The 20,962-nt window shown below is 34.6% G+C and carries 17 protein-coding genes; 6 read left to right on the top strand and 11 right to left on the bottom strand.

The genetic code is table 11. The annotated features are described in order from the left end of the window. Positions 1–122 precede the first annotated feature (122 nt). The 5 genes from recG to FJ213_06795 all read left to right on the top strand — a co-directional run bounded on the left by recG (position 123) and on the right by FJ213_06795 (position 6,172). The gene (recG, locus tag FJ213_06775; GenBank protein MBM4175861.1) at positions 123–2,297 is read left to right on the top strand and encodes an ATP-dependent DNA helicase RecG; all 2,175 of its coding nucleotides are present in this window, start codon (positions 123–125) and stop codon (positions 2,295–2,297) included. Positions 2,298–2,463: 166 nt separating this feature from the next. After that, positions 2,464–3,516, top strand: a complete 1,053-nt coding sequence (locus FJ213_06780) for an ATP-grasp domain-containing protein (protein ID MBM4175862.1) — start codon at positions 2,464–2,466, stop codon at positions 3,514–3,516. Beyond that, positions 3,513–4,562 carry an ATP-grasp domain-containing protein gene (locus FJ213_06785; GenBank protein MBM4175863.1) on the top strand — a complete coding sequence of 350 codons (1,050 nt, stop codon included), beginning with the start codon at positions 3,513–3,515 and terminating at the stop codon, positions 4,560–4,562. Before FJ213_06780 ends, FJ213_06785 begins: the two co-directional genes overlap by 4 nt. Then, positions 4,559–5,035 carry a GNAT family N-acetyltransferase gene (locus tag FJ213_06790; protein MBM4175864.1) on the top strand — a complete coding sequence of 159 codons (477 nt, stop codon included), beginning with the start codon at positions 4,559–4,561 and terminating at the stop codon, positions 5,033–5,035. Before FJ213_06785 ends, FJ213_06790 begins: the two co-directional genes overlap by 4 nt. A 15-nt stretch (positions 5,036–5,050) precedes the next feature. Continuing rightward, positions 5,051–6,172: a KamA family radical SAM protein gene (locus FJ213_06795; GenBank protein MBM4175865.1), complete on the top strand. Its 1,122-nt coding sequence runs from the start codon at positions 5,051–5,053 to the stop codon at positions 6,170–6,172. Positions 6,173–6,255: 83 nt separating this feature from the next. Here FJ213_06795 and FJ213_06800 read toward each other — a convergent pair whose 3' ends face one another. The 6 genes from FJ213_06800 to FJ213_06825 are packed head-to-tail and all read right to left on the bottom strand — an operon-like array spanning position 6,256 to position 12,781. Then, complete coding sequence (locus FJ213_06800; GenBank protein MBM4175866.1) at positions 6,256–6,774, bottom strand: thioredoxin family protein; 519 nt, start codon at positions 6,772–6,774, stop codon at positions 6,256–6,258. Positions 6,775–6,805: 31 nt separating this feature from the next. Then, positions 6,806–7,753, bottom strand: a complete 948-nt coding sequence (locus FJ213_06805) for a hypothetical protein (protein ID MBM4175867.1) — start codon at positions 7,751–7,753, stop codon at positions 6,806–6,808. Further along, positions 7,698–8,048 (bottom strand): DUF1844 domain-containing protein, encoded by a 351-nt coding sequence (locus tag FJ213_06810; protein ID MBM4175868.1) that lies wholly within the window; start codon positions 8,046–8,048, stop codon positions 7,698–7,700. Before FJ213_06810 ends, FJ213_06805 begins: the two co-directional genes overlap by 56 nt. Further along, positions 8,032–8,799 carry a glycosyltransferase family 2 protein gene (locus tag FJ213_06815; GenBank protein MBM4175869.1) on the bottom strand — a complete coding sequence of 256 codons (768 nt, stop codon included), beginning with the start codon at positions 8,797–8,799 and terminating at the stop codon, positions 8,032–8,034. Before FJ213_06815 ends, FJ213_06810 begins: the two co-directional genes overlap by 17 nt. Then, a complete protein-coding gene (locus tag FJ213_06820; GenBank protein ID MBM4175870.1) occupies positions 8,796–10,877 on the bottom strand; it encodes a hypothetical protein in 2,082 nt (693 codons plus the stop codon). The genes FJ213_06815 and FJ213_06820 overlap by 4 nt, the downstream gene beginning before the upstream one ends. Beyond that, positions 10,874–12,781: an ABC transporter ATP-binding protein gene (locus tag FJ213_06825; GenBank protein MBM4175871.1), complete on the bottom strand. Its 1,908-nt coding sequence runs from the start codon at positions 12,779–12,781 to the stop codon at positions 10,874–10,876. The genes FJ213_06820 and FJ213_06825 overlap by 4 nt, the downstream gene beginning before the upstream one ends. A 168-nt stretch (positions 12,782–12,949) precedes the next feature. Between FJ213_06825 and FJ213_06830 the strand changes: the two genes are divergently transcribed. Continuing rightward, positions 12,950–13,774: a glycosyltransferase family 2 protein gene (locus FJ213_06830; protein ID MBM4175872.1), complete on the top strand. Its 825-nt coding sequence runs from the start codon at positions 12,950–12,952 to the stop codon at positions 13,772–13,774. Between the two features lie 35 nt (positions 13,775–13,809). Here FJ213_06830 and FJ213_06835 read toward each other — a convergent pair whose 3' ends face one another. The 5 genes from FJ213_06835 to FJ213_06855 all read right to left on the bottom strand — a co-directional run bounded on the left by FJ213_06835 (position 13,810) and on the right by FJ213_06855 (position 20,060). Further along, positions 13,810–14,478 (bottom strand): site-2 protease family protein, encoded by a 669-nt coding sequence (locus FJ213_06835; GenBank protein ID MBM4175873.1) that lies wholly within the window; start codon positions 14,476–14,478, stop codon positions 13,810–13,812. 86 nt (positions 14,479–14,564) lie between these two features. Beyond that, positions 14,565–15,464 carry a site-specific tyrosine recombinase XerD gene (gene xerD, locus FJ213_06840; GenBank protein ID MBM4175874.1) on the bottom strand — a complete coding sequence of 300 codons (900 nt, stop codon included), beginning with the start codon at positions 15,462–15,464 and terminating at the stop codon, positions 14,565–14,567. 16 nt (positions 15,465–15,480) lie between these two features. After that, positions 15,481–17,646: an HDIG domain-containing protein gene (locus FJ213_06845; protein MBM4175875.1), complete on the bottom strand. Its 2,166-nt coding sequence runs from the start codon at positions 17,644–17,646 to the stop codon at positions 15,481–15,483. Between the two features lie 105 nt (positions 17,647–17,751). Beyond that, a complete protein-coding gene (locus tag FJ213_06850; protein ID MBM4175876.1) occupies positions 17,752–19,497 on the bottom strand; it encodes a Na+:solute symporter in 1,746 nt (581 codons plus the stop codon). 224 nt (positions 19,498–19,721) lie between these two features. Then, positions 19,722–20,060, bottom strand: coding sequence for a M48 family metallopeptidase (locus tag FJ213_06855; GenBank protein ID MBM4175877.1), 339 nt, complete (start codon positions 20,058–20,060; stop codon positions 19,722–19,724). Between the last annotated feature and the right edge of the window lie 902 nt (positions 20,061–20,962).

Consider the following 20,962-nt stretch of genomic DNA (forward strand, 5'->3'; position numbering starts at 1 on the left):
GTAAAAGGCACCTTCGGGTGCCTTTTTTATTTTAAAATCTTTTCAAGTATTTATATCACACACGATGATTTTTTATTACATTTGATTATGAAACTTTTAGAAAAAAAGTAAGGGATTCGTAGTTGCAATCAGATTCGTTAAGGTACCTAAAAGGTGTAGGTGAATCGAGGGAAAAAATTCTCAATGAATTGGGGATTGGTAACATCGAGGATCTTTTGCACTATTTCCCGTCAAGATATTATGACCGCTCTTCAGTCGTTCCCATTTCATCAGCAGCAAAAATCCTTGAAAAAAAATTCAATGGAGAGGTTACGTTTATCGGTAAGATAACTAACATTCGGAGAATTTACACTAGACGTAAACCAATACTTGAGTTAAACCTTATTGAATCAAAGTGGAAATTGAAAATTATTTACTTCGAAGGTGTTGCGATCTTTGAAAAGATCTTTAAAGATAAAAATATCGCTGCTTTTTCAGGGAAGGTAACAGCCAATAAATATGGTGAACCAACATTAATACATCCTACTTTTGATTTTCTGAAGAACATCGACAATCCAAATTTTTACAATACAGGCAGCATTGTTCCCTATTACAGCTTAAGAGGAATCAGTCAGTTAAAGCAGCATAATTTTGGTTCATATACACTTCGAGCAATTATTAAGAATGCTATCGACCAGCATCTCGGCAAAATCTCAGAAACACTTAGTCAAGATATATTAAAAAATTGTGGAATCACTAATATTCAAACTGCAATCAAGGAAATGCATTTTCCACAATCTAATGAATCATTGAATGCTGCAAAAAAAAGATTGAAGTTCGAAGAAATATTTTATTTCCAACTTATCTCCTCCCAAAATAGATTTAATAGGCAAAAGAAAAATTCGGAAATCCAATTCTCGAAAGTCGGTGATAATACTCGGTTTTTTATCGATAAAGTACTTCCATATAACTTAACTGAAGACCAAAAGAGAGTAATCCATGAAATATTCGATGATTTCAAATCTGGTTATTCCATGAATAGACTTTTACAAGGTGAAGTCGGCAGCGGAAAAACTTTAGTTGCTCTAATCACTGCATTGATCGCATTTGATAATGGATTTCAAACTGCATTGATGGTGCCAACCGAAATTCTGGCATTTCAGCATTATCAATACTTTGTTAAGTTATTATCCGATATACCTATAAATATTTGTTTACTTACAAGCAGTACTCCAAAAAAGATTAAAGATAAATGCTTAAGTAGTATTGAATCGGGAGAAATTAGTTTAGTTATCGGAACACATGCGTTGATCGAAGATAATATTAAATTTTGTAAACTTGGATATGTTATAGTGGATGAGCAGCATAGATTTGGTGTTGCTCAGCGTGCAAAATTAAAATTGAAAGGAAAAGAAGCCCATTTACTTGTGATGACAGCCACGCCAATACCACGCACACTTTCATTGACGCTTTATTCGGAGCTTGATTTTTCATTAATAAAAACTTTACCCAAAAATAGACTTCCGATAAAAACATTTCTGATTGACACAAATAAAAGAGCACGATTGTATAATTTTGTTCGTAAAGAAGTCAAAGCTGGCGGCCAAGTTTATATTATTTTTCCTCTGATTGAAGAATCGGAGAAAATGGATTTAGAGGATACTATTTCAAACTATGAAAACTTAAAAAACAATGTTTTCCAGGATCTTAGCGTTGGAATGATACACGGCCGTTTTAGCGCAGAACAAAAAGAAAGTATCATGAATTCATTTAATAAGAATGAAATCAATATTTTGGTCTCTACATCAGTCATTGAAGTTGGAATTGACAATCCGAATGCAACTGTTATCGTTATTGAAGAAGCTCAACGTTTTGGATTATCGCAGCTCCATCAATTGCGTGGAAGAGTTGGCAGAGGGACTAAACAATCTTATTGCATTCTCGTTGCAAAGAAAAATTATTTAAGCAAAGAAGAAACACAAAACGACCTCCTCTTTATAACTGATGAAGAAAAAGAAAAAAGCATTGCCGCGAAAAGGTTAAGTGCAATGGTTAATTATTCCGATGGATTCAAAATTGCAGAAGAAGATTTTAAACTCCGTGGTCCGGGTGACATCTTTGGAATTAAGCAAAGTGGTTTGCCTGATTTTAAATTCATAGATCTGAGCGAAGATTATGAATTGATTTTACAAGCCCGCAATACAGCTTTCGAAATAATTTCTGATGATCCTTCTCTAACAAAAAAACAAAATCAAATTCTTAAAGAAACTTTATCAAACAAGTTTTCCAAAGAAAAATATTTCTCTTCAATCGCGTAATTCACCCAACATAAAAATTTTTACCTCGCAAAAAAAAATTTCCAAATGCTCGAAAAACTCTTGACAAAAAAAAATTATTGAGTATATTAGCACAAGTTATTTATATGATTTGTCGAACAAACAGAGGAAACACTTTATCTCAATTGATACTGATCACGTTCAATCATTGAACGTAGCACTTACGTACAACATCAAACAAGAAAATTTTGATTCTGCATCGCATAAGAACCCCCTTCTCAAAAAGTTTAACTACTCTTCAGAGATTAGTGTAGATACATTTGCTGAGTGGGATACTGAAGAAACCATTTTTGCTGTTCGTGATGCACTCGCTCTTTATCACAATGTAACTTTAGTTGAAGCTGATAATGATGTTTTCCACCATTTCAATCAGTTGAGACCTGATATCGTCTTCAATATCGCAGAAGGTTTTAATGGAAGCAGCCGTGAGTCTCAAATTCCTGCGATGCTCGAATTCCTAAACATCCCATACACAGGCTCGGATCCTGTCACCTTAGCAATCTGTTTAGACAAATCACGCACCAAAGAAATTTTATCATACCACAAAATTCCGAATCCGAAGTTCAAAATTTTCAGCGAACCGCTCAAAGACAATCATATCGGCTTATCTTTCCCGCTCATCGTAAAGCCAATTGCCGAAGGCTCAAGCAAGGGGATCTTTGAATCTTCTTTTGTGAATAATTTTTCCGAATTAAATCGCGAGATCAATCGAATTACAAAAGAATATGGTGAGTCTGCTTTGGTTGAAGAGTTTCTTTCTGGGAGAGAATTCACTATAGCGATTCTTGGAAATGGTGATGAAGCAAAAGTGCTTCCCATTGTCGAACTAAAACATGATGTTTTCCCCAAAGGTACTTTACCCATCTATTCTTATGAAGCAAAATGGATCCTGGACACTCGTGAAACACCGATGGAAGTTTTCGATTGCCCGGCAAAACTTCCTCCAGATTTATATTCAAAAATCGAGGAAACATGCCGAAAAACCTACAATATTTTGAGGTGCAAAGATTGGTCGCGTATCGATATTAGACTCGATTCTAGTGGTATTCCCAATGTGATTGAGATTAATCCTCTACCAGGAATTTTACCAAATCCAGTTGATAATTCTTGTTTCCCAAAGGCAGCCAGAACTGCGGGAATAGATTACAATCAGATGATAAATAGTGTTCTGAATGCCGCTAGAAAACGGTATGAAATATGAAAAAGAATAATCCTAAAATATTGATCGCTTTCAATCAACCAGTCGGAGGAATTTACGAAAGTTATGATGGCAGAATTAACAAAACTAAAGTTGAAGAATCGATCGATTTATCAGAAGTTGGTGTAATAGAAGAATTTGAAGAAATACGCTGCACTCTAAATAATCTTGGTTTCGATACTACTAATATTAATATTCTTAATGATGTCGAATATCTAATACGTGAGTTGAAACGAGAAGAACCAGATGTGATTTTTAATTTAGTTGAAAGTGTTGAAGGCGAATCTCTTAAAGAAATGTTTATTGCTGGAATTTTTGAACTGATGAATATTCCCTACACCGGTTGCGATGCTTATTCACTCGGACTCTGCCTGAATAAACATAAAGCTAAAATGTTTTTGAAAGCTGCAGGAGTGAATATTCCAAATTGGCGTTTGTACACTGATCCATTAACAGTAATTTCTGGAAATCATTTACAATTTCCGGTGATAGTAAAACCTTCATGGGAAGATGCAAGCGTCGGTATCAGTGAAGAATCAGTGGTTCATGATGAACATAACTTGAAAACTCGTGTCGAATACATGTACGAGAATTTCAAGCAGCCGATTCTTGTCGAGGAATATATTGATGGCAGAGAAATAAATTCCGGAATCCTAGGTGATCAAGAGAAAATTGCGCTTCCACTTTCAGAAATAGATTTTTCAACGCTCCCAGGCGATTTACCTAAAATTGTGACTTATGATGGAAAATGGATGACTGAGAGCATTTACTACAAAGCAACCGTACCGGTTTGTCCGGCTCCGCTAAAGGACGAAATTGCGGATCAGATTAAAGCGATGTCATTATCCATCTCAGAACTTTTTGGATGCAGGGATTATTGCCGTGTAGATTTGAGACTTACAAAAAATAATGTTCCCTATGTGCTTGAGGTTAATCCCAATCCTGACATTTCCCAAGATGCAGGATTTCCGCGTGCAGCTAAAACTTATGGTTTAAGCTATGAAGAATTACTAGTAACGATAATCAATTTTGCTTTGGCCAGAAAATGATTGAGATTAGAAATATTAAAGAACGAGATAGATCTGCTTTGGAAAGTATTTTACAGCGGACTCAGAATTTTTCTGATGAAGAAAAAGTAATCGGAATGGAATTAATAGACTCGGCAATCTGTAATGATAATTTAAGCGACTACATTGTTCGCGTTGCAGAATTTGAAAATCAAGTTGCCGGCTACTATTGCATCGGGCAACGTGCATTGACGGAAGGAGTTTTTGATCTTTATTGGATTGTCGTTGATCCAGAAAAATCTGGAACTGGAATCGGTGCTGAATTGTTAAAGCACGCTGAAAGTTTAATCTATAATAAAAATGGAAGACTGATCTTAGCGGAAACATCTTCCAGAAAAGATTACGACCTTACTAGAAGCTTTTATATAAAAAATCATTATTCGGAACTGGCTGTCATAAAAGATTTTTATAAAAAGTCCGACAGTCTAGTGATTTTCGGAAAATACTTGAACTAAATAAGGACAAATGTCATGGAACTCTGGCAAGAAATGATCAGAGATAGTGTTCACACTGTTGATCAATTGATTGAAAAGTTTAACCTGGATAAAAAAATTGCATCCAGACTTGATAATTTTTTTCAAGCAAGAATTAATCCATACTATCTCAGCTTAATTCGTTATCCGGGAGATCCAATCTGGCTTCAATGCGTACCAGATGAAGTTGAATTAAATGATATCGATGCACCCGAAGATCCGCTTGGTGAAGATTCAATGAGCCCCGTGCCAAATATTACCCATCGTTATCCTGACCGTGTTCTGTTCTTAACAAGCAGTCAATGTGGAATGTACTGCCGATTTTGTACTCGAAAAAGAAAAGTCGGCAATCCGAGTAAAATATCTATGAAGGAATTGGAGTCTGCATTTAAATATGTAGAAGAGCACACCGAGATCCGCGATGTTATTCTTTCCGGCGGTGATCCCCTTATGCTCACAGATTTTATGCTCGAAAAGATTTTAAAGAGACTCCGTGCAATTCCGCATGTTGAAATTATCCGACTTGGTTCAAAAATGCCATGTGTCCTTCCGCATCGAATTACGCTGAAATTAGTTAAGATGCTTCGGAAGTATCATCCAATATATCTCAATACACATTTTAACCATCCTTGGGAAATCACTGAAGAAAGTAGAAAAGCCTGCGAACTCTTAGCTGACGCTGGAATTCCAATTGGCAATCAATGTGTATTAATGCGCGGTGTAAATGACAATCCAGAAATCATTAAAGAGTTGTTCCGTAAATTATTGGCAATGCGTGTGCGTCCATATTATCTCTACCAAGCAGACTTGACAAAAGGTGCGAATCATTTTCGTACACCGATCAAAGTCGGACTTGAAATTATGGATAAGCTCAGAGGTCATACTTCTGGTTTGGCAATTCCTCACTATGTTATTGATGCACCTGGAGGCGGAGGAAAAATTCCTATTCTTCCACAATATGTTTTGCATCAAGACGATGAAAAAGTAGTGTTAAGAAATTACAAATACGAAACGTTTGTTTATCCTGATGTAAAATCAGCAGAATATAGAAATGATATTCCTTCGTTTGAGATGGATAATTTTGAAGGGATCAATCTTCCTGTACTCATTGAAGAGTAAGAGGAAGACAAATCAAATATTAAAAATCAAAGTGTGAAAATGATTTAGAGCTCGGTTCAACATTTTTAAAAGTAATTTTCCATTTACTTCTTTTCCATATCACTTAAAATATTCATCATATCCCCTTCAAGCGAAACATTTGGTGTTTCAATTATTCTTCCCAGCTCAAAGTTGTTTTTATAGAAAATGAATGTTGGTACACGTTCAATTACAAAATAATCGATATCTATTCCTTCAGCTTTCTTTTTCCTATCTACCGCATACATCGTTAAGTTATTTTTATCAAATTCCAATTGATCGAGTAGCTTTATAAAACGTGGAAGCTGTTTCCGCGTATCGCCGCACCAAGTACCCATTACAATAGATATTTGAACATCTTTCAAAATGATGTACCGTATAACCGAATCGTTAGGTACGTAGTTTTCATATTCTGATTCAAACCACCAAGAAAAGGATGTGTCAGATTTTAGAACTTCAGAAGTGCATAATCCCCGAAGCATTGGTTTACCGGAACGTTCATCAGTTATTACTTGATTTACTGTTTGGGAATATCCATGCAATGAAAACACGATTAAGAAGGATAGGATAAAATAATTTTTCACACTCAACTCCAATTCAAATGAAATATAAATTCTAAATATTTTCTCTCACATCCATTCCCCACATCAGTTTTTCTCTGAGAGTTTGGAAGTGATCCGAATTTTTCTTTTTTATTAACTTTAGAGATTCTTTCGCTTTACTAATTTTTAATTTCACTGGTGGTCTTAATTTAAAGACTTGCTGACCATCGCAATTAATCATGACAGTTTTATAAGAAGATTTTGCTTCAATAAGTATTTCGCAGTCGCTTGGAATCACGACTGGGCGCACGGTTAGTGTATGTGGACAAATCGGGCTTAATACGATTACATTCGAATCTGGAAGTAGAATCGGTCCCCCGCTTGATAAAGAATATGCTGTGGAACCAGTAGGTGTACTAATGATCAATCCGTCAGAACGAAAAGTTGTCAAGAATTTCATATTCACCCATGTATTGATCTCAATAATTCTTGACCATCCTCCTTTTTCAATCACAATATCATTCAGAGCGAAAAACTTCTTTTTATTTGGTGATGATATTTCACCTTTAAGAAGAATTCTCTCATCAAGCTTATAATCATTTTTACGAAGTTTGCTAAGCAGCTGATTCAATTCAGAATAATTCACATCAGCAAGAAATCCAAGCTTTCCAAAATTCACTCCAATAAGAGGAGCATCTGCTTTAACGGCTACGCTTGCGCTGTAAAGCATAGTTCCATCACCGCCGAACGACAACAAATAGTCAATTTTATTTCTGAAATTGTCTTCATTCACAGATTTTATCTTTTTAAGAAGTCTCTTATCTTTTAGCGGTTTCTCAAGAAATTTATACGCATATCGGCTTAGTATGAATTTATAGGTATCAATATTATTAGCGACGAATTCGACAACACTATCTTTAATCTCGGATTTATTGATGTTTGCAATTATACCAAGCTTCAATATTTTATTCTGCACTTTTTTCTCCCTCAAAATCAGCGCTCTTGGTTTCGGTTTTATCATTTTCGCTTTTAGAAGAAGTTTTATCTTTGCCGCTCTCTTCAACGTAGTTCAATTTGAGGTCTCTTAGAATTTGGTCTAAGAATTTTTCTTCATCACTTTCCAGATTGCCATTTGTTTTACTTTTTAACATATCAAGCATATCTATTGAAAATTTTGCATGATCCATTTCACGTTCGATTTTATCTGTCATTGGGTTTTTTATTTTACCCATTCCAATCATTGCAGTAGTCTGATATTGGAGTATCAATTGCAAAAACATTGCTTGGTGTATTTTCTTTTCAGCCATTTCTGTCATTTCGGCATACCTCCCATAATTTAATTTGAATTAACATTTGACTTACATAATCAAAAAAAGCTGCAGCAAAACCTTGAAATCCATCAAGGAAACCTAATTTGAAAAAATATCTTCTTAAAAATCTAATGAAAGCAGAGAATAAAACCATAAAAAAATTATTAGCTGAAAACCTCTGACCTCCGTTATATCTGTACACACTTTCAAAGGTTGTATAAAAATTGAGCTTCTCGACGTATTGTTTTATGTCTCGATAGGGATAATGCTCAAATGGTTCGGTCAGGATTCCAATTTTTCCCTGAACCTTCAATCTTTCATGAACATGCTTTGCCGGAAATTTACCAAAACCATTTCTAAAAAGCCTAAGCTGCTTATCAGGATAATTCCCTCCATGCATCAGAAACTTTCCGAAATAATTATTTTTTCGCTTAAGAAAAAAACCATGCTCGACTATACTTTTCTTCATTAAAGCTTGAATCTCAAGTTTTAATTCTTGCGGAATTACTTCATCAGCGTCTAGACATAGAATCCAATCTGATGATGCTTTGGAAAATCCAAAATTCTTATTTACGTTGAGATTAGAATTATTCGGCTGTGAAAATATTTTACAATTATATTTTTGAGCGATTTCCGCAGTGCGGTCTGAGCTTTCGCAATCGACAAAAATGATCTCATTAACCCAGTTAAGACTTTTCAATGTTTTTTGAATATTGAGTTCTTCGTTGAATGCGGTTATACAAGCTGAAATTGTCATTGTTGAACTCTCACCAATTTTCGAATCGAAATGTTTAAGCCAGCAAGCAGCCAAAACATTGTAACGATTTCATGATCACCAAAATTATATTCGAATAAACCGCTGACGCATGCTCCGATAAAAGCAGCAAATAATCCGCTTGAGACAGATCGATAGAATTCATTCTTAACACATTGCTGATAACTCTTCAAGTGGATAATAAAAACTTTTATGAGAATGTAGATATAAATTATAAATCCAATAATTCCAAGAATTGCCAACATGTGTAAATAATTATTATGAAGATGCCCGTAAGAATATTTGTCTGTCTTGTCACGGTATCTCTTGTAAATTTCATTGAGGTCAATATTTCCAATGCCAAAAATTGGATTATCTTTGAATACTGACCATCCGACTTGAAACTGATTCATTCGCTCAATGTTGGAGGAATGGTAAGGATCAAAAATTGAACTGAAACGGCTTCGCTTTAATTTGGTTATCAAAACTTCATCATGGTTTATTTCAAAGGAAGTGATTCTACCTTCCAAAGAAACAAATTTTTTAATTATTGGCTGAGTGAGGTTTTCAATATTTATCTGGTATAAGTTTCCAATAAAATCACTTGCCCATAAATAATTATTTTCGACTCTCAATCCGCCGACGCTTCCGTCAAGCTTGATCGTGCTTAATAGTTTTGGATTATTTCGGTTTGAAATATCAATTACCCGAATTCCATATTTTCCATCTCCTAGATAAAGTAAGTTTTTATAGAGAACCATTGCATTAGGATCTCCATCCGATGTATACTCACTTAGCTTTAATGGAGAGCTTAAATCTGAAAAATCATAGATCAACAGTCCAATTTCTGGACAGGTGAAATAAACGAAATTATCTTTGACTATCACATTGGAAAGAGCAACCTTTTTCTTTTCAGGAAGTTTTCCAGAGCTTAGAAGTGAAACTTCTTCCGGTTTTTTGATATTTACTATCGAATAACCATCTTCGTACTCAGATACAAACATTAATGAATCACGAATACTATACGAAGTTACCCTGCCAGGAGATATAAAAGGTTCTATCAACTCAAGTCCGGAAGCATCAACTTTGTAAAAAAGAAATTCAGAATTTAACAATAAGACAATTGCAGTTTGATCTAATATATTTACCGAAATTGCAGGGGAATTGGTTTCGTATTTACTTATTAATTCGAACTTTCCTTCATTCAATTTTCCGAATAAAACTCCTTGATCGTAATCGGCTATCAGCAAATATTCACCAAATCCTGCAAATGAATATGCCCTCCCATCAGTTTCATACTCGAAGCTTTTTTCACCGTGAGTTAGATCGTAACTTAACAACGTACTGCGACTACTTATTGATAAAAAGAATGTTACTATACCAGCAGCTAATATTCCTATCAGCAGCCAATTTCGATTCAAAATTAGCAAAAAAATTACTCCTGCTGCGGTTCCAACCCATGCTGCGCGGGTATAGCTTGAAAGCAAACCTGCTATCGAAATTGAAATTCCAACAAGAGTCAAAAGTTTATATTTCAAGCTTAAATTTTTTTGCAGCAGGAATCCGAACATTATAATTGTTACAATGCTCATCAGTCCACCTGCAGTCATCACATACTGAAACGGCGATGGACCTTTCGATTCGCGTACATAAATCTGCTCGATATAATGACGGTAAGCAAAAAATAAATATATTAACATTCCAAGACATGCGACTGCTAAAAACGCAAAGAAAAACCTTTTAAATCTTTTTTCATTATGAAGATAATACGACGGCAAATATATCACAGGTAAAAGGATCGCGCGCTTAAATGCATTGTGAAATGATTGCGAGCTGTTCTCTGATAAAATTGCGGAAATTAATTCAGTAATTATCAAAGCAATAAATAATGATTCAAGTCCGGTAGATTTTTTATCTAAACTTTTTTGATATAAGAATTTTACCAATAAAGTTATTAACGCTCCAAAATAACCGATTTGATTTACAAAAATCGACGTTGTCAAGCTTGCAGCAAAAATAAATAAAAACACGAAACCAATTCTATCAATTATCTGAATTATTCTTTCACGAGTTAAAGTCATTCGGACTCCTCATCCATCATGAATTGCAATGTGTAAAGACGATTGTATAGACCTGTTGTATCAGAAATTAACTCATTGTGCCTGCCGATTTGAACAATTTTTCCTTTATCTATTACGATTATTTTATTTGCTTTTCTAACAGTGCTCAATCTATGAGCAATAACAAATGTTGTACGATTCTTCATCATCCTCTCAATTGCTTCTTGCACAAGAATCTCAGACTCACTGTCTAATGCTGAAGTAGCTTCATCAAAAATCATGATTGGTGGATTTTTCAATAAAGCTCTGGCAATTGAAAGTCTTTGGCGCTGACCGCCGGATAATTTTAACCCGCGTTCACCAATTACTGTCTCATACCCCATATGAAGTTTAGTAATGAATTCATTTGCGTTCGCTGCTTTCGCTGCTTCGATTATTTCTTCATCTAATGGATTTTCGAAACCATAACTAATGTTGTTTCTAATTGAGTCATTAAAAAGAATTGAATCTTGAGTTACAATTCCAATGTGATCCCGCAGTGATTTCAAATCGTAATCTCGAATATCTATTCCATCAATTAAAATTGCCCCTGATGTAACATCATAGAATCTTGTAAGAAGGTCAACGAGAGTTGTTTTTCCAGCCCCGCTTGGACCAACGAGCGCAATTACTTCTCCACGATTAACTTGAAAATCAATATTATTTAAAATGTCAACATGATTTTTTTCATAGTAAAACGATACATTGTCAAAAACTATTTTATCTTCAAACTCATTAAATGGTTTACTGCTCGGTGAGCTTGTAACGGAAACTGGTTCATCAATTACCTCAAAAACTCTTGATGCAGCAGCAGTTGATTCTTGCAAACGATTAGCTACATTGCTCAATTCTTTAATTGGCGGCATAATTTGAAATATTATGAAAAGGAATCCTAGAAACTCACTTGCCTTTAATGTCTGTGACTCAAGAACCTGAATCCCGCCATACCAAATAATTAATACTCCTGCGACAATACTTAAAAACTCCGTAACAGGAGAAGCGATATTTCTGATTCGCGTGATTTTAAGAATTATTTTGAAAAAATGATTAGTAAGTGAAAAGAAGTTTTCATTCTCTCTATTTTCCATGTTGAACGCTTTTACGATTTTCGTTCCATAGATCTTCTCTTGAAGGAATGAAGTGAGGTCTGCCATTTTTGCCTGAAGCAAATAACTCTGTTTATAAAGTTTAACACCGAGCCAACTGATTATTACCAAAGAAAATGGCATTACAACTAACGAAAGAATTGTCAACTGCCAGCTTATTGCAAGTGCAAGCAAAAGAAAAACAATAAGCAAAAGTGGTTCTTTTGCCAAAGTAACAAAACTCGCTGAAATGCCAGTATTTATCATAGTTATATCGTTTGTGATCCGAGAAATTAAATTTCCGATACGTTCATTAGTAAAATATCTCAACGATAATTTGTTTAGATGAGCAAAAGTTTGATTTCTTAAGTCACGAATAAATCCCTGTTCAACATAAGCCATTAAATAAGATTGAGCATAACCAAATATTGCCTTGAATAAAAATGCGAGTACAATTATCAAACATATTCTGAATAACGATTCCCTTTTTGAAGGTTTATCTATAAACGAAAACATCACACCTGAGAGTTCATCCTTAATACTAGATAAAAATCCTGAACCGGAAGTTTCTGCTTTCGGCTTCAGATTCAATTCGACGGTTGAAAGATTAGAATTCTCAGCTTGAATTTCGGTTTGAAATAAAGTTTCCAGCAACGGGATTGTTAAATAAATGGAGAGCCCGCTGAAAATAGTGAAAAATATTGTCGTCAGTAATACACCTATCAAATGACGCCAATATGGTTTTACGTATTTGATAACTCGAAAATAAACTTTGCGTCTATTGAGTCTGGTTTTATTCATTAAATACCTTTATTTAACAAAATCTGCATATAAACACCCAAAAATAAACAATCCATTTTATAAAACATAAGCTATATTTCGGTTGAAAATCTGTATAATTGTTATAAAGTTGCACTGTAATTTAGCATACTGATTGAAAACGTATTACGAATAAAACAAGAAACTTACATGAGAAAACCTCTTAGCTTAGTAATTACCACCTTTAATGAAGAAAAAAATATCTCACGATGTCTTGAAAGCGCAAAGTGGGCTGATGAAATTATTTTAATTGATTCTTTTAGTACAGACCGAACGATTGAATTAGCGAGTAAATTTAACGTGAAAATTATCCAACGTGAGTATCCTGGATCATCAAGGCAAGTCGAGTTTGGAATTAATCAAACGATAAATGATTGGGTTTTTGTAATTGATGCTGATGAAGAAATCTCTAAAGAGCTTAGAGAAGAAATTGAATCAATTTTAACCGCAAAAGAACATTCTATTTCTGCATTTGAAATTCCTAGAAAAGTATTTTTTCTTGGAAAATGGATCGAGCACAGCGGCTGGTATCCAGATTATCAACTAAGATTTTTTAGAAAAGATTCCGTGTCGGCAGTTCATGCTGAAGTACATGGATTTTTTCGTGCAAAAACTAAGGCAGCTAAATTACAAGGACTTTTATATCATTACACATATCATACTTTGTATGATTATCTGCAGAGAATTAATTATTACACATCTCTCCATGTTTCGAATAAATTCTCAGATCCTAAAAACAAAAAAGTTCGCTGGTATCATCTTGTTGTGAATCCGATTGGAGCTTTTATTAGACTTTTCTTTTCGAACAGAGGTTATAAAGACGGATTCCAAGGATTTATCCTTGCTCTCTTTTCATCAATTTATACAATGGCACTATATGCAAAAATCTGGGAATATCGAAAATGTAAAGAGTCAAGCAGAGAGCTTCCTCCAATTACTAATTTAGATTTTCAAAAGAGACGAGATTATAGATAGAAGTTCAGCTGATGATTAAGTTTATGAAATTAATTTTACAGCATACTGTTTGAAATTCTTATTAGCCAATTCATTGTTGAATTTACTGTCGATATAAAATACTTCCAAAATGGACTGTAAATGAAAATCAGCAAAATAAAAGAACCAATGAATCCAACATTAGCATATTTTTCTGTGTATTTATTATAAAAAATAGAATGCAAAATATGCACGCCATCAAGCGGAGGAATTGGAAGCAAATTAAAGAATCCCAAGAAGACATTTAAGAACACACCATACCATAGCAGATCGTGGGAAGTGATTGTACTGTTACTGAATTCAAAAACTGAGGATGAAGGAAAAAAGAGAATCACAGAAAAAAGTGTTAATGCAACAATCAGATTCGAAAGAGGTCCGACGAATGAGACGATTCCATCACCAAGTCTTTTATTTGCAAAAGAATTCGGATTAACTGGGACTGGTTTAGCCCATCCGATCAATGCGAATCCAGAAGCATAAGCGGCAATCGGCATTAATACTGTTCCTATCAAATCAATGTGTTTAAATGGATTTAAAGTTAATCTTCCTGCACTCTTCGCAGTATCATCTCCTAATTTAAAGGCACTAAAAGCATGAGCGTACTCGTGAATTGCTAAAGAAAGAAAAAATATTGGAAGTGATATTAGGAACATCACTAATCTCACATCAATTTCTATCTCACTCATTAACTTTAATTTCTCATTATTGAATAGACAATACTAACTACTAATTTATTTCGTACAATTATACAGGAAAATAATTTGTAAAGACACTATCCTCTCGGATGAAAAGTTTTGTGGACTTCTTTCAAAAATTCTCTATCTATGTGCGTATAAATCTGAGTTGTTGATATATCGCTGTGTCCAAGCAATTCTTGCACGCTTCGCAAATCCGCACCTCCTTCTAATAAATGTGTTGCAAATGAATGCCGGATCGAGTGAGGGTGAACTGACTTTTTGATATTTGTTTTTTCTATATAACTCTTGAAAATTTTCCAAAAGCCCATCCGGGTCAATTTGCTGCCTCGGTTATTTAGAAATAAGAAATTTCCTGATTTACTCTGTTTAATTAGAACGATTCTAGATTTAACTAAATATTCTTCAGTCCAGCGAATTGCGTGACTGCCGATAGGAATGAAGCGTTCTTTAGAACCCTTTCCCAATACTCTAACTATCCCATCGCTGAAAAATAAATCTGTCTTTTTAATATTAATTAATTCCGAGACTCTTGTACCGGTTGCATAGGAGAATTCCAACATTGCCCTATCTCGCAGTCCAAGAATAGTTTTTACATTGGGACCCTGTAGAATTTTTTCAATTTCGTTTTGAGTCAGTACAACAGGAAGTTTTTTTTCAATTTTTGGCGGCTTAAACTTGGCGAGGGGATTACTTGTGATATAATCATTAGAACTCAAATATTTGAAAAAACCTCTCAGTGCCGAAAAATTTCTACCGATTGTACGATTGGACAGTTCGAGATTTTTCAAGAGTGTAAAATACTTAAGAATCACATCTGACTCTAATGAGTCATAATCGTCGATAGAATAATTTTCTAAAAATTGAATAAATCTACTTAGATCAATGTTATATGAATTCTGTGAATTTCTTGATAAGCCCTTTTCAACTCGCAGAAAAACTATATACTCATCGAGCAGCTTGTTGAGGTGGTTCATTTATCTGATTGCAGATTTAGTTCTGTTTTTCTGTCGGGTAATCAATTCGCTGATGATAAATTCCACTTAAAATATTTAAAAAGCTCTCTTTAATATTTGTAAGGTCTTTCATTGTCAAATCACATTCATCAAGCTGTCGTTCTGTAAATCGGGTGCGAATTATTTTATCAATAATTTCTTCCAACTCATCGCGGTTTGGATCTTCGAGTGTTCTCGAGACAGATTCAACTGCATCGGCTAGCATCACTATTCCCGTTTCTTTTTTTTGGGGTTTTGGACCTGGATAACGGAATAAATCTTCATTAACCTTTTTCTGGGTTTTCTTTGCCAAAGTAAGAAAATATTGTGCAGTTGTTGTTCCATGATGCTGAGGAATAAAATCGATCACTTCTTTTGGAAGATCATGCTTTCTACCCAGTTCAATCCCTTCTTCAACATGTTTAATAATTATGTCAGCGCTTTCAGCAGGATCAAGCTGATCGTGATCACTCCTTTCATCCGAAGTATTTTCAACAAAATAATTTGGATCTGCCGATTTTCCGATGTCATGATACATTGCTCCAACTTTTGCTAAAACTGGATTAGCACCAATCGATTTTGCTGCAGATTCAGCTAAAGAGCTTATCGCAACAGAGTGATGATATGTCCCTGGAGCCCTAGTTTGTAATGTTTGAAGAAGCGGATGATTAAAATCGAGTAATTCGACTAATGTTAAATCTGTTGTAACATTGAATGTTCGTTCGAAGAAAATTAGAAGCCCATAAGTTAAAACTGGGGAGAATGCCGCGTTCACTAATGCAAAAGTCAGTTCTGTACCGAGTACTTCCCATTCAATGAATCTCTCAAGCCCAAGTGAAAGTATGCCAACAAGGTATCCAATGAATATGAACATCATCGAACGGAATATTTGACTCCGACTGCGAATATCACGAACCGAATAGGCGGCTAAAGCTCCAGCCACCAAACTAATAACCGCAATTGTATAATCGTTTCCCCTGATTCCAGCGATAATCAACGAGATTACAACAGTACCATAAAATCCTACACGCGAATCAAAAATTATCGTGAGCAACATGGATGCAACTGGGACTAAAATCAAATACTGAAGCGGAGCGTCAACCTCAATTTTGACAGTAAGAAATGCTAAAACTGATATGAGAATTATTATTATACTAATTAATAATATTTTACTGTTGTCATTAAAAATTTTCTTGCGGAAGAGATATGAATAGATCGCTAGAATCGCGAGAATCATGGCAATGTGTCCCATCTTTCCAAGAGATTGGGCATACACATTTAGTTTACCAGCTCGCTGCAGCTTCAATATTTTATATGATTCTATTTTCCGTTTTATTTGCGGAGTAATTCTATCATGCTTCGCTACGATTTTTTCATTTTCAGCAACGATATCAATATTTCGAGAAACTTTTGATTTGCTGAGTTCAACATTTTGATTTGTGAATTCTGAATTGAATATGACATTCGGAGTTATAAATGATTTTGCAAGTTTAACTGTAATTGCTTTTTCTTCTATTGAAAGATCGTTTAATGATTTAACAACTCCGTTTACAATGGTTTCGACATTTGAGATATCAAAATATTTAAGTTTTGAATAAACGCGTTCAATATTTTCTGAGCGAATTGTTATACTATCTTTGAGAATTTCGCTCTTCTGAATATCAAGCAATCCAACCTGATAGGCCATTCGAACTGTTTTTTTAACTTCCGAAAATATTGAACTGATTTTACTTAAAGATACTGAATTGATTAAAGTATTTAGTTCTTCTTGAGAGAAATGATTTTGAAAATAAGGCGCAATGGAATCAATGCTAACATCTCCACGTTCACTATTTCTTCTTAGTTCTTTTGTTAACAAACGATTTAAACTGTCAATTTCGTCGATGAATTTGACTTCAATTGAGTCATGCTCTTCAAAAACTAGGTGAACTGATTTTTCTGCGGCTTCAAGTTCCCTTTCGAACTCGGCTTTATCTTTCAGTACAGGGAACGTAAATGGGGCAATCAAATCTTTGGAATTCCACACATCTCCTACCTTCACCTCAAACTCAATCGATTCACCGGTCGGGAAGAAGAATGAAATTAGAACTATTGTTGAAAGTACAACTAAAATTCTCAGTGTTGGATTTTTTTTGACGTCTATTTTTGAAAGTAATTTAAACATTGAAAGAATTTAATTTTTCTATTGCATTATAGCTAATAATAGCAAAGTGTTCAAGATGCTCATAGAGAGAAAATATTTATTTTATATATACTTCCAAACTAAATGCTAAAACATTTTACCGGTTGCAGCACTAATATTTTTATAAATTAGTGTTATTGAGATTAAGACGATCAAAAAATATAAAAGAGCATTGAAATAATCGGCAAAAATCAAACTACCAATTCCAAACAGCATTGAATAAACCAATGCAACTCCAAAAATCCAATTCAGAAACATTCCAGCAAATCCTTTATCACTTATAACATCTGGTAATTGAAGTGAAATTTTTTTCCATAAAATTCCTCCTGGATGAATTAATCTATAGAAAGACTTCAGCTTTTCTTCATCAGTTGGCTTTGTTATAAATGTAACTGCAAGCCAGACTACAGTCGTTACTCCAACAAGATAGAAAAGTGAAAATGGAAAACTTATTTCGTAATATTTTACAATTGGATACGCAATGAAAGGAGTAATCATAGCTGAAATTTCACTCCAGGCATTTATTCTCCACCAAAACCATCGGAGGATAAGTACAAGTCCAACTCCCGCACCACATTCCAAAATAAATTCCCACGCACCGGAAATTCGTGTGATAAAGAGTGTAACGATTACTGAGACCAGCATCAACATCAGAGTTGTAACTCTTGACACAAGTACATAATGCTTTTCCGATTCAGTCTTTTTGATAAAGCGTCTATAAAAATCATTCATTACGTATGACGAGCCCCAGTTGAGCTGAGTTGCAATTGTACTCATATACGCGGCAAAAAATGCAGCGACCAATAATCCCTTTAAACCAACCGGCAAAAAATCTTTCATCGCATAGATATAACCCATTCCAGCATTTTCCGGTCCAAGTTCAGGGTACAAAACCAGAGCACACAATCCAACTATTATCCATGGCCAAGGACGTAATGCGTAATGTGCAATCTGAAAAAACAGCGTTGCAAAGAGAGAATGCTTTTCGTTTTTTGCTGACATCATTCGCTGTGCAACATATCCACCTCCGCCAGGTTCTGCACCTGGATACCACGATGCCCACCATTGAATTCCAATGTATGCGAGAAACGATGCTGAAGTCAAAGCGAATGCTGTTCCAAAACTTGAAACTTCACCTGTCACTCTGGGAAAAAACTCAAAAACAAAGGGAGGAAGTTTTTCTTGAAGACCAGAAATCCCTCCGACTTGAGGTGCGTCTAAAACCAAAATTGCCAATATTATACAGCCCACCATTGCAATTATAAATTGAAATGCATCTGTAATAACTACTCCCCACAATCCTGAAAGCGCGGAATAAATTGCCACTAAGATCATACAACCAAAAACATAAAATATTACAGTTCCCTCGTCGATTCCAAACATACCAGTTAAAATCGAAATCATAGCTTTATTCACCCAGCCCATAATAATAATGTTCATTAGCACTCCAAGGTATAGAGCACGGAAACCGCGGAGAAACATAGCTGGTTTCCCTGAATATCTGATTTCCGCAAATTCGACTTCGGTCATAATTCCAGCTCGACGCCAAAGTCGCGCAAAGAAAAAGACAGTCAACAATCCGCCGAAAACAAAATTCCACCAAATCCAATTTCCGGAAATTCCATTCTTTGCAACCAATTCCGTAACTGCAAGGGGAGTATCGGCAGCGAATGTTGTTGCAACCATTGAAAGTCCTGCTAAATACCACGGCAAGTTTCTTCCTGATAGAAAAAACTCATTTGTACTTCCACTGGCTCGTTTAGAGTAATAAATCGCGATAGCGAAACTAATTAAGAAATAAAGAAATATTATAAAGTAATCAACGAATTGCATTATGACCTCGATTTGACGATGCAAGGATATTGGTTTGGTCTTTATGTAAGATGAAACTTTTAAACAATTGATTTAGCAAACATTAACATGACTCTGATTTAAAACTTTTATTGCAAAAGTAGTAATAATTATTTTCAAAATTACACGTGAGTAAAGAAATATTTATTTTATAATTTATTACGACCATTTCAAATTGCTATATCTTTGCCACCGAACTATGACTATTATCTGTCAATTTTCAATGATTTTAATTTCTTCCCCAATCGTTCATAATTTCCTAAATAAGCTCTCATCAGACTTTTCCAGAGTTTACCATGATTAGGAACGTGGAAGTGCAATAACTCGTGGACAATGACGTACTCACCTAGTTTTTTAGGCATGTCTAAGAGTTCTGCATTGAAGCTGAGATTACCAGCAGTTGAGCAGGAAGCCCATTTACGGCTCATAGGACGCACAGAAATGCTCTTTAAAGGGATATCTATCTCCTTGGCATATTTGACTACCCTTTTCTTAAATTCGGCTTTATTTACCCAAGTATTAATCTGTCTTTTAGTTCTGCTCATTAGCTCTTATAAATAGGTTAAACAAGTGATCTATCAATGCATTTGCTTTGTCTATATCATCTATTTCGTCTAATAAAATACCATATAATTTTAGTCTTAATTCTCTTGCTGATGCTTCACTTTTATTCCAGTTGGGAAATTCAGTAAAAGCTGTTTTGAATTTCTTAGCTGTTTCATCTGAATTCTTAATCCCGGATTCATTTAATTTTTCAGATAGAAAATATTCTAAATCATCTAATCCTTTCTGTTTCTGCTTTTCTTCTTTCTCGCTTATGCCATCTAAAATTCCTTTTAGTTTATCGAGTGCTTCTTCTGTAGTGATTATTCTATCTTCATAGTCTTCTTGTATCTGATGAGCTTTCTCTTTCAATGAGATTATAACTAGATCGTCACTTTCTCTTTCTGCAATTTTATCTATGCTCTTTACAAGATTTATAACTTTAACATTCTCAGGTGCTTTATTTTCTTTTATTGCTTCGATGGTTGCTTTATCTAATCCTACGAACTCAGTTCCAGTGCCTAAAATATTTATATCAATATTTTCTTTAACTAGCTCCACAGTCTTTCGCTGAAATTCTTTATCAACATAAATTCTATTTGCAAAGGCATTACGGACGATATAATAAATTTGAGTTAATGTTTTATAGGTGTCTATGAAAGGTCTTAGAAATGCATCTGGTGAAATTATTTCGTAAAGCATTTCAAGTTCTTTGTAGTATTTAAAGAATTCCTTGCGTTTTGATTTATCTTTGAAATGACTGATCAGTATATCAGCATCTTTATCGTCATAAGTGCCTTTGATAAGTGAAAGATATTTAGGTGCTTCTTTCTCCATCATATTCTTAAACAAAGTTTTTAACAAAGCGATATCTTTTACAACACTCTTAACATCATCAGAATCA

It is taken from the genome of Ignavibacteria bacterium, assembly GCA_016873845.1.
GTDB lineage: Bacteria > Bacteroidota > Ignavibacteria > Ch128b > Ch128b > JAHJVF01.

Bases quoted from the DNA above. Each gene is read 5' to 3' on its own strand.
- FJ213_06850 (MBM4175876.1), bottom strand. From the start codon at position 19,497: ATGCAATTCGTTGATTACTTTATAATATTTCTTTATTTCTTAATTAGT.
- FJ213_06805 (MBM4175867.1), bottom strand. From the start codon at position 7,753: ATGATAAAACCGAAACCAAGAGCGCTGATTTTGAGGGAGAAAAAAGTG.
- FJ213_06835 (MBM4175873.1), bottom strand. From the start codon at position 14,478: ATGAGTGAGATAGAAATTGATGTGAGATTAGTGATGTTCCTAATATCA.
- FJ213_06845 (MBM4175875.1), bottom strand. From the start codon at position 17,646: ATGTTTAAATTACTTTCAAAAATAGACGTCAAAAAAAATCCAACACTG.
- FJ213_06830 (MBM4175872.1), top strand. From the start codon at position 12,950: ATGAGAAAACCTCTTAGCTTAGTAATTACCACCTTTAATGAAGAAAAA.
- FJ213_06820 (MBM4175870.1), bottom strand. From the start codon at position 10,877: ATGACTTTAACTCGTGAAAGAATAATTCAGATAATTGATAGAATTGGT.
- FJ213_06795 (MBM4175865.1), top strand. From the start codon at position 5,051: ATGGAACTCTGGCAAGAAATGATCAGAGATAGTGTTCACACTGTTGAT.
- FJ213_06785 (MBM4175863.1), top strand. From the start codon at position 3,513: ATGAAAAAGAATAATCCTAAAATATTGATCGCTTTCAATCAACCAGTC.
- FJ213_06815 (MBM4175869.1), bottom strand. From the start codon at position 8,799: ATGACAATTTCAGCTTGTATAACCGCATTCAACGAAGAACTCAATATT.
- xerD (MBM4175874.1), bottom strand. From the start codon at position 15,464: ATGAACCACCTCAACAAGCTGCTCGATGAGTATATAGTTTTTCTGCGA.
- FJ213_06810 (MBM4175868.1), bottom strand. From the start codon at position 8,048: ATGACAGAAATGGCTGAAAAGAAAATACACCAAGCAATGTTTTTGCAA.
- FJ213_06825 (MBM4175871.1), bottom strand. From the start codon at position 12,781: ATGAATAAAACCAGACTCAATAGACGCAAAGTTTATTTTCGAGTTATC.
- FJ213_06855 (MBM4175877.1), bottom strand. From the start codon at position 20,060: ATGAGCAGAACTAAAAGACAGATTAATACTTGGGTAAATAAAGCCGAA.
- FJ213_06790 (MBM4175864.1), top strand. From the start codon at position 4,559: ATGATTGAGATTAGAAATATTAAAGAACGAGATAGATCTGCTTTGGAA.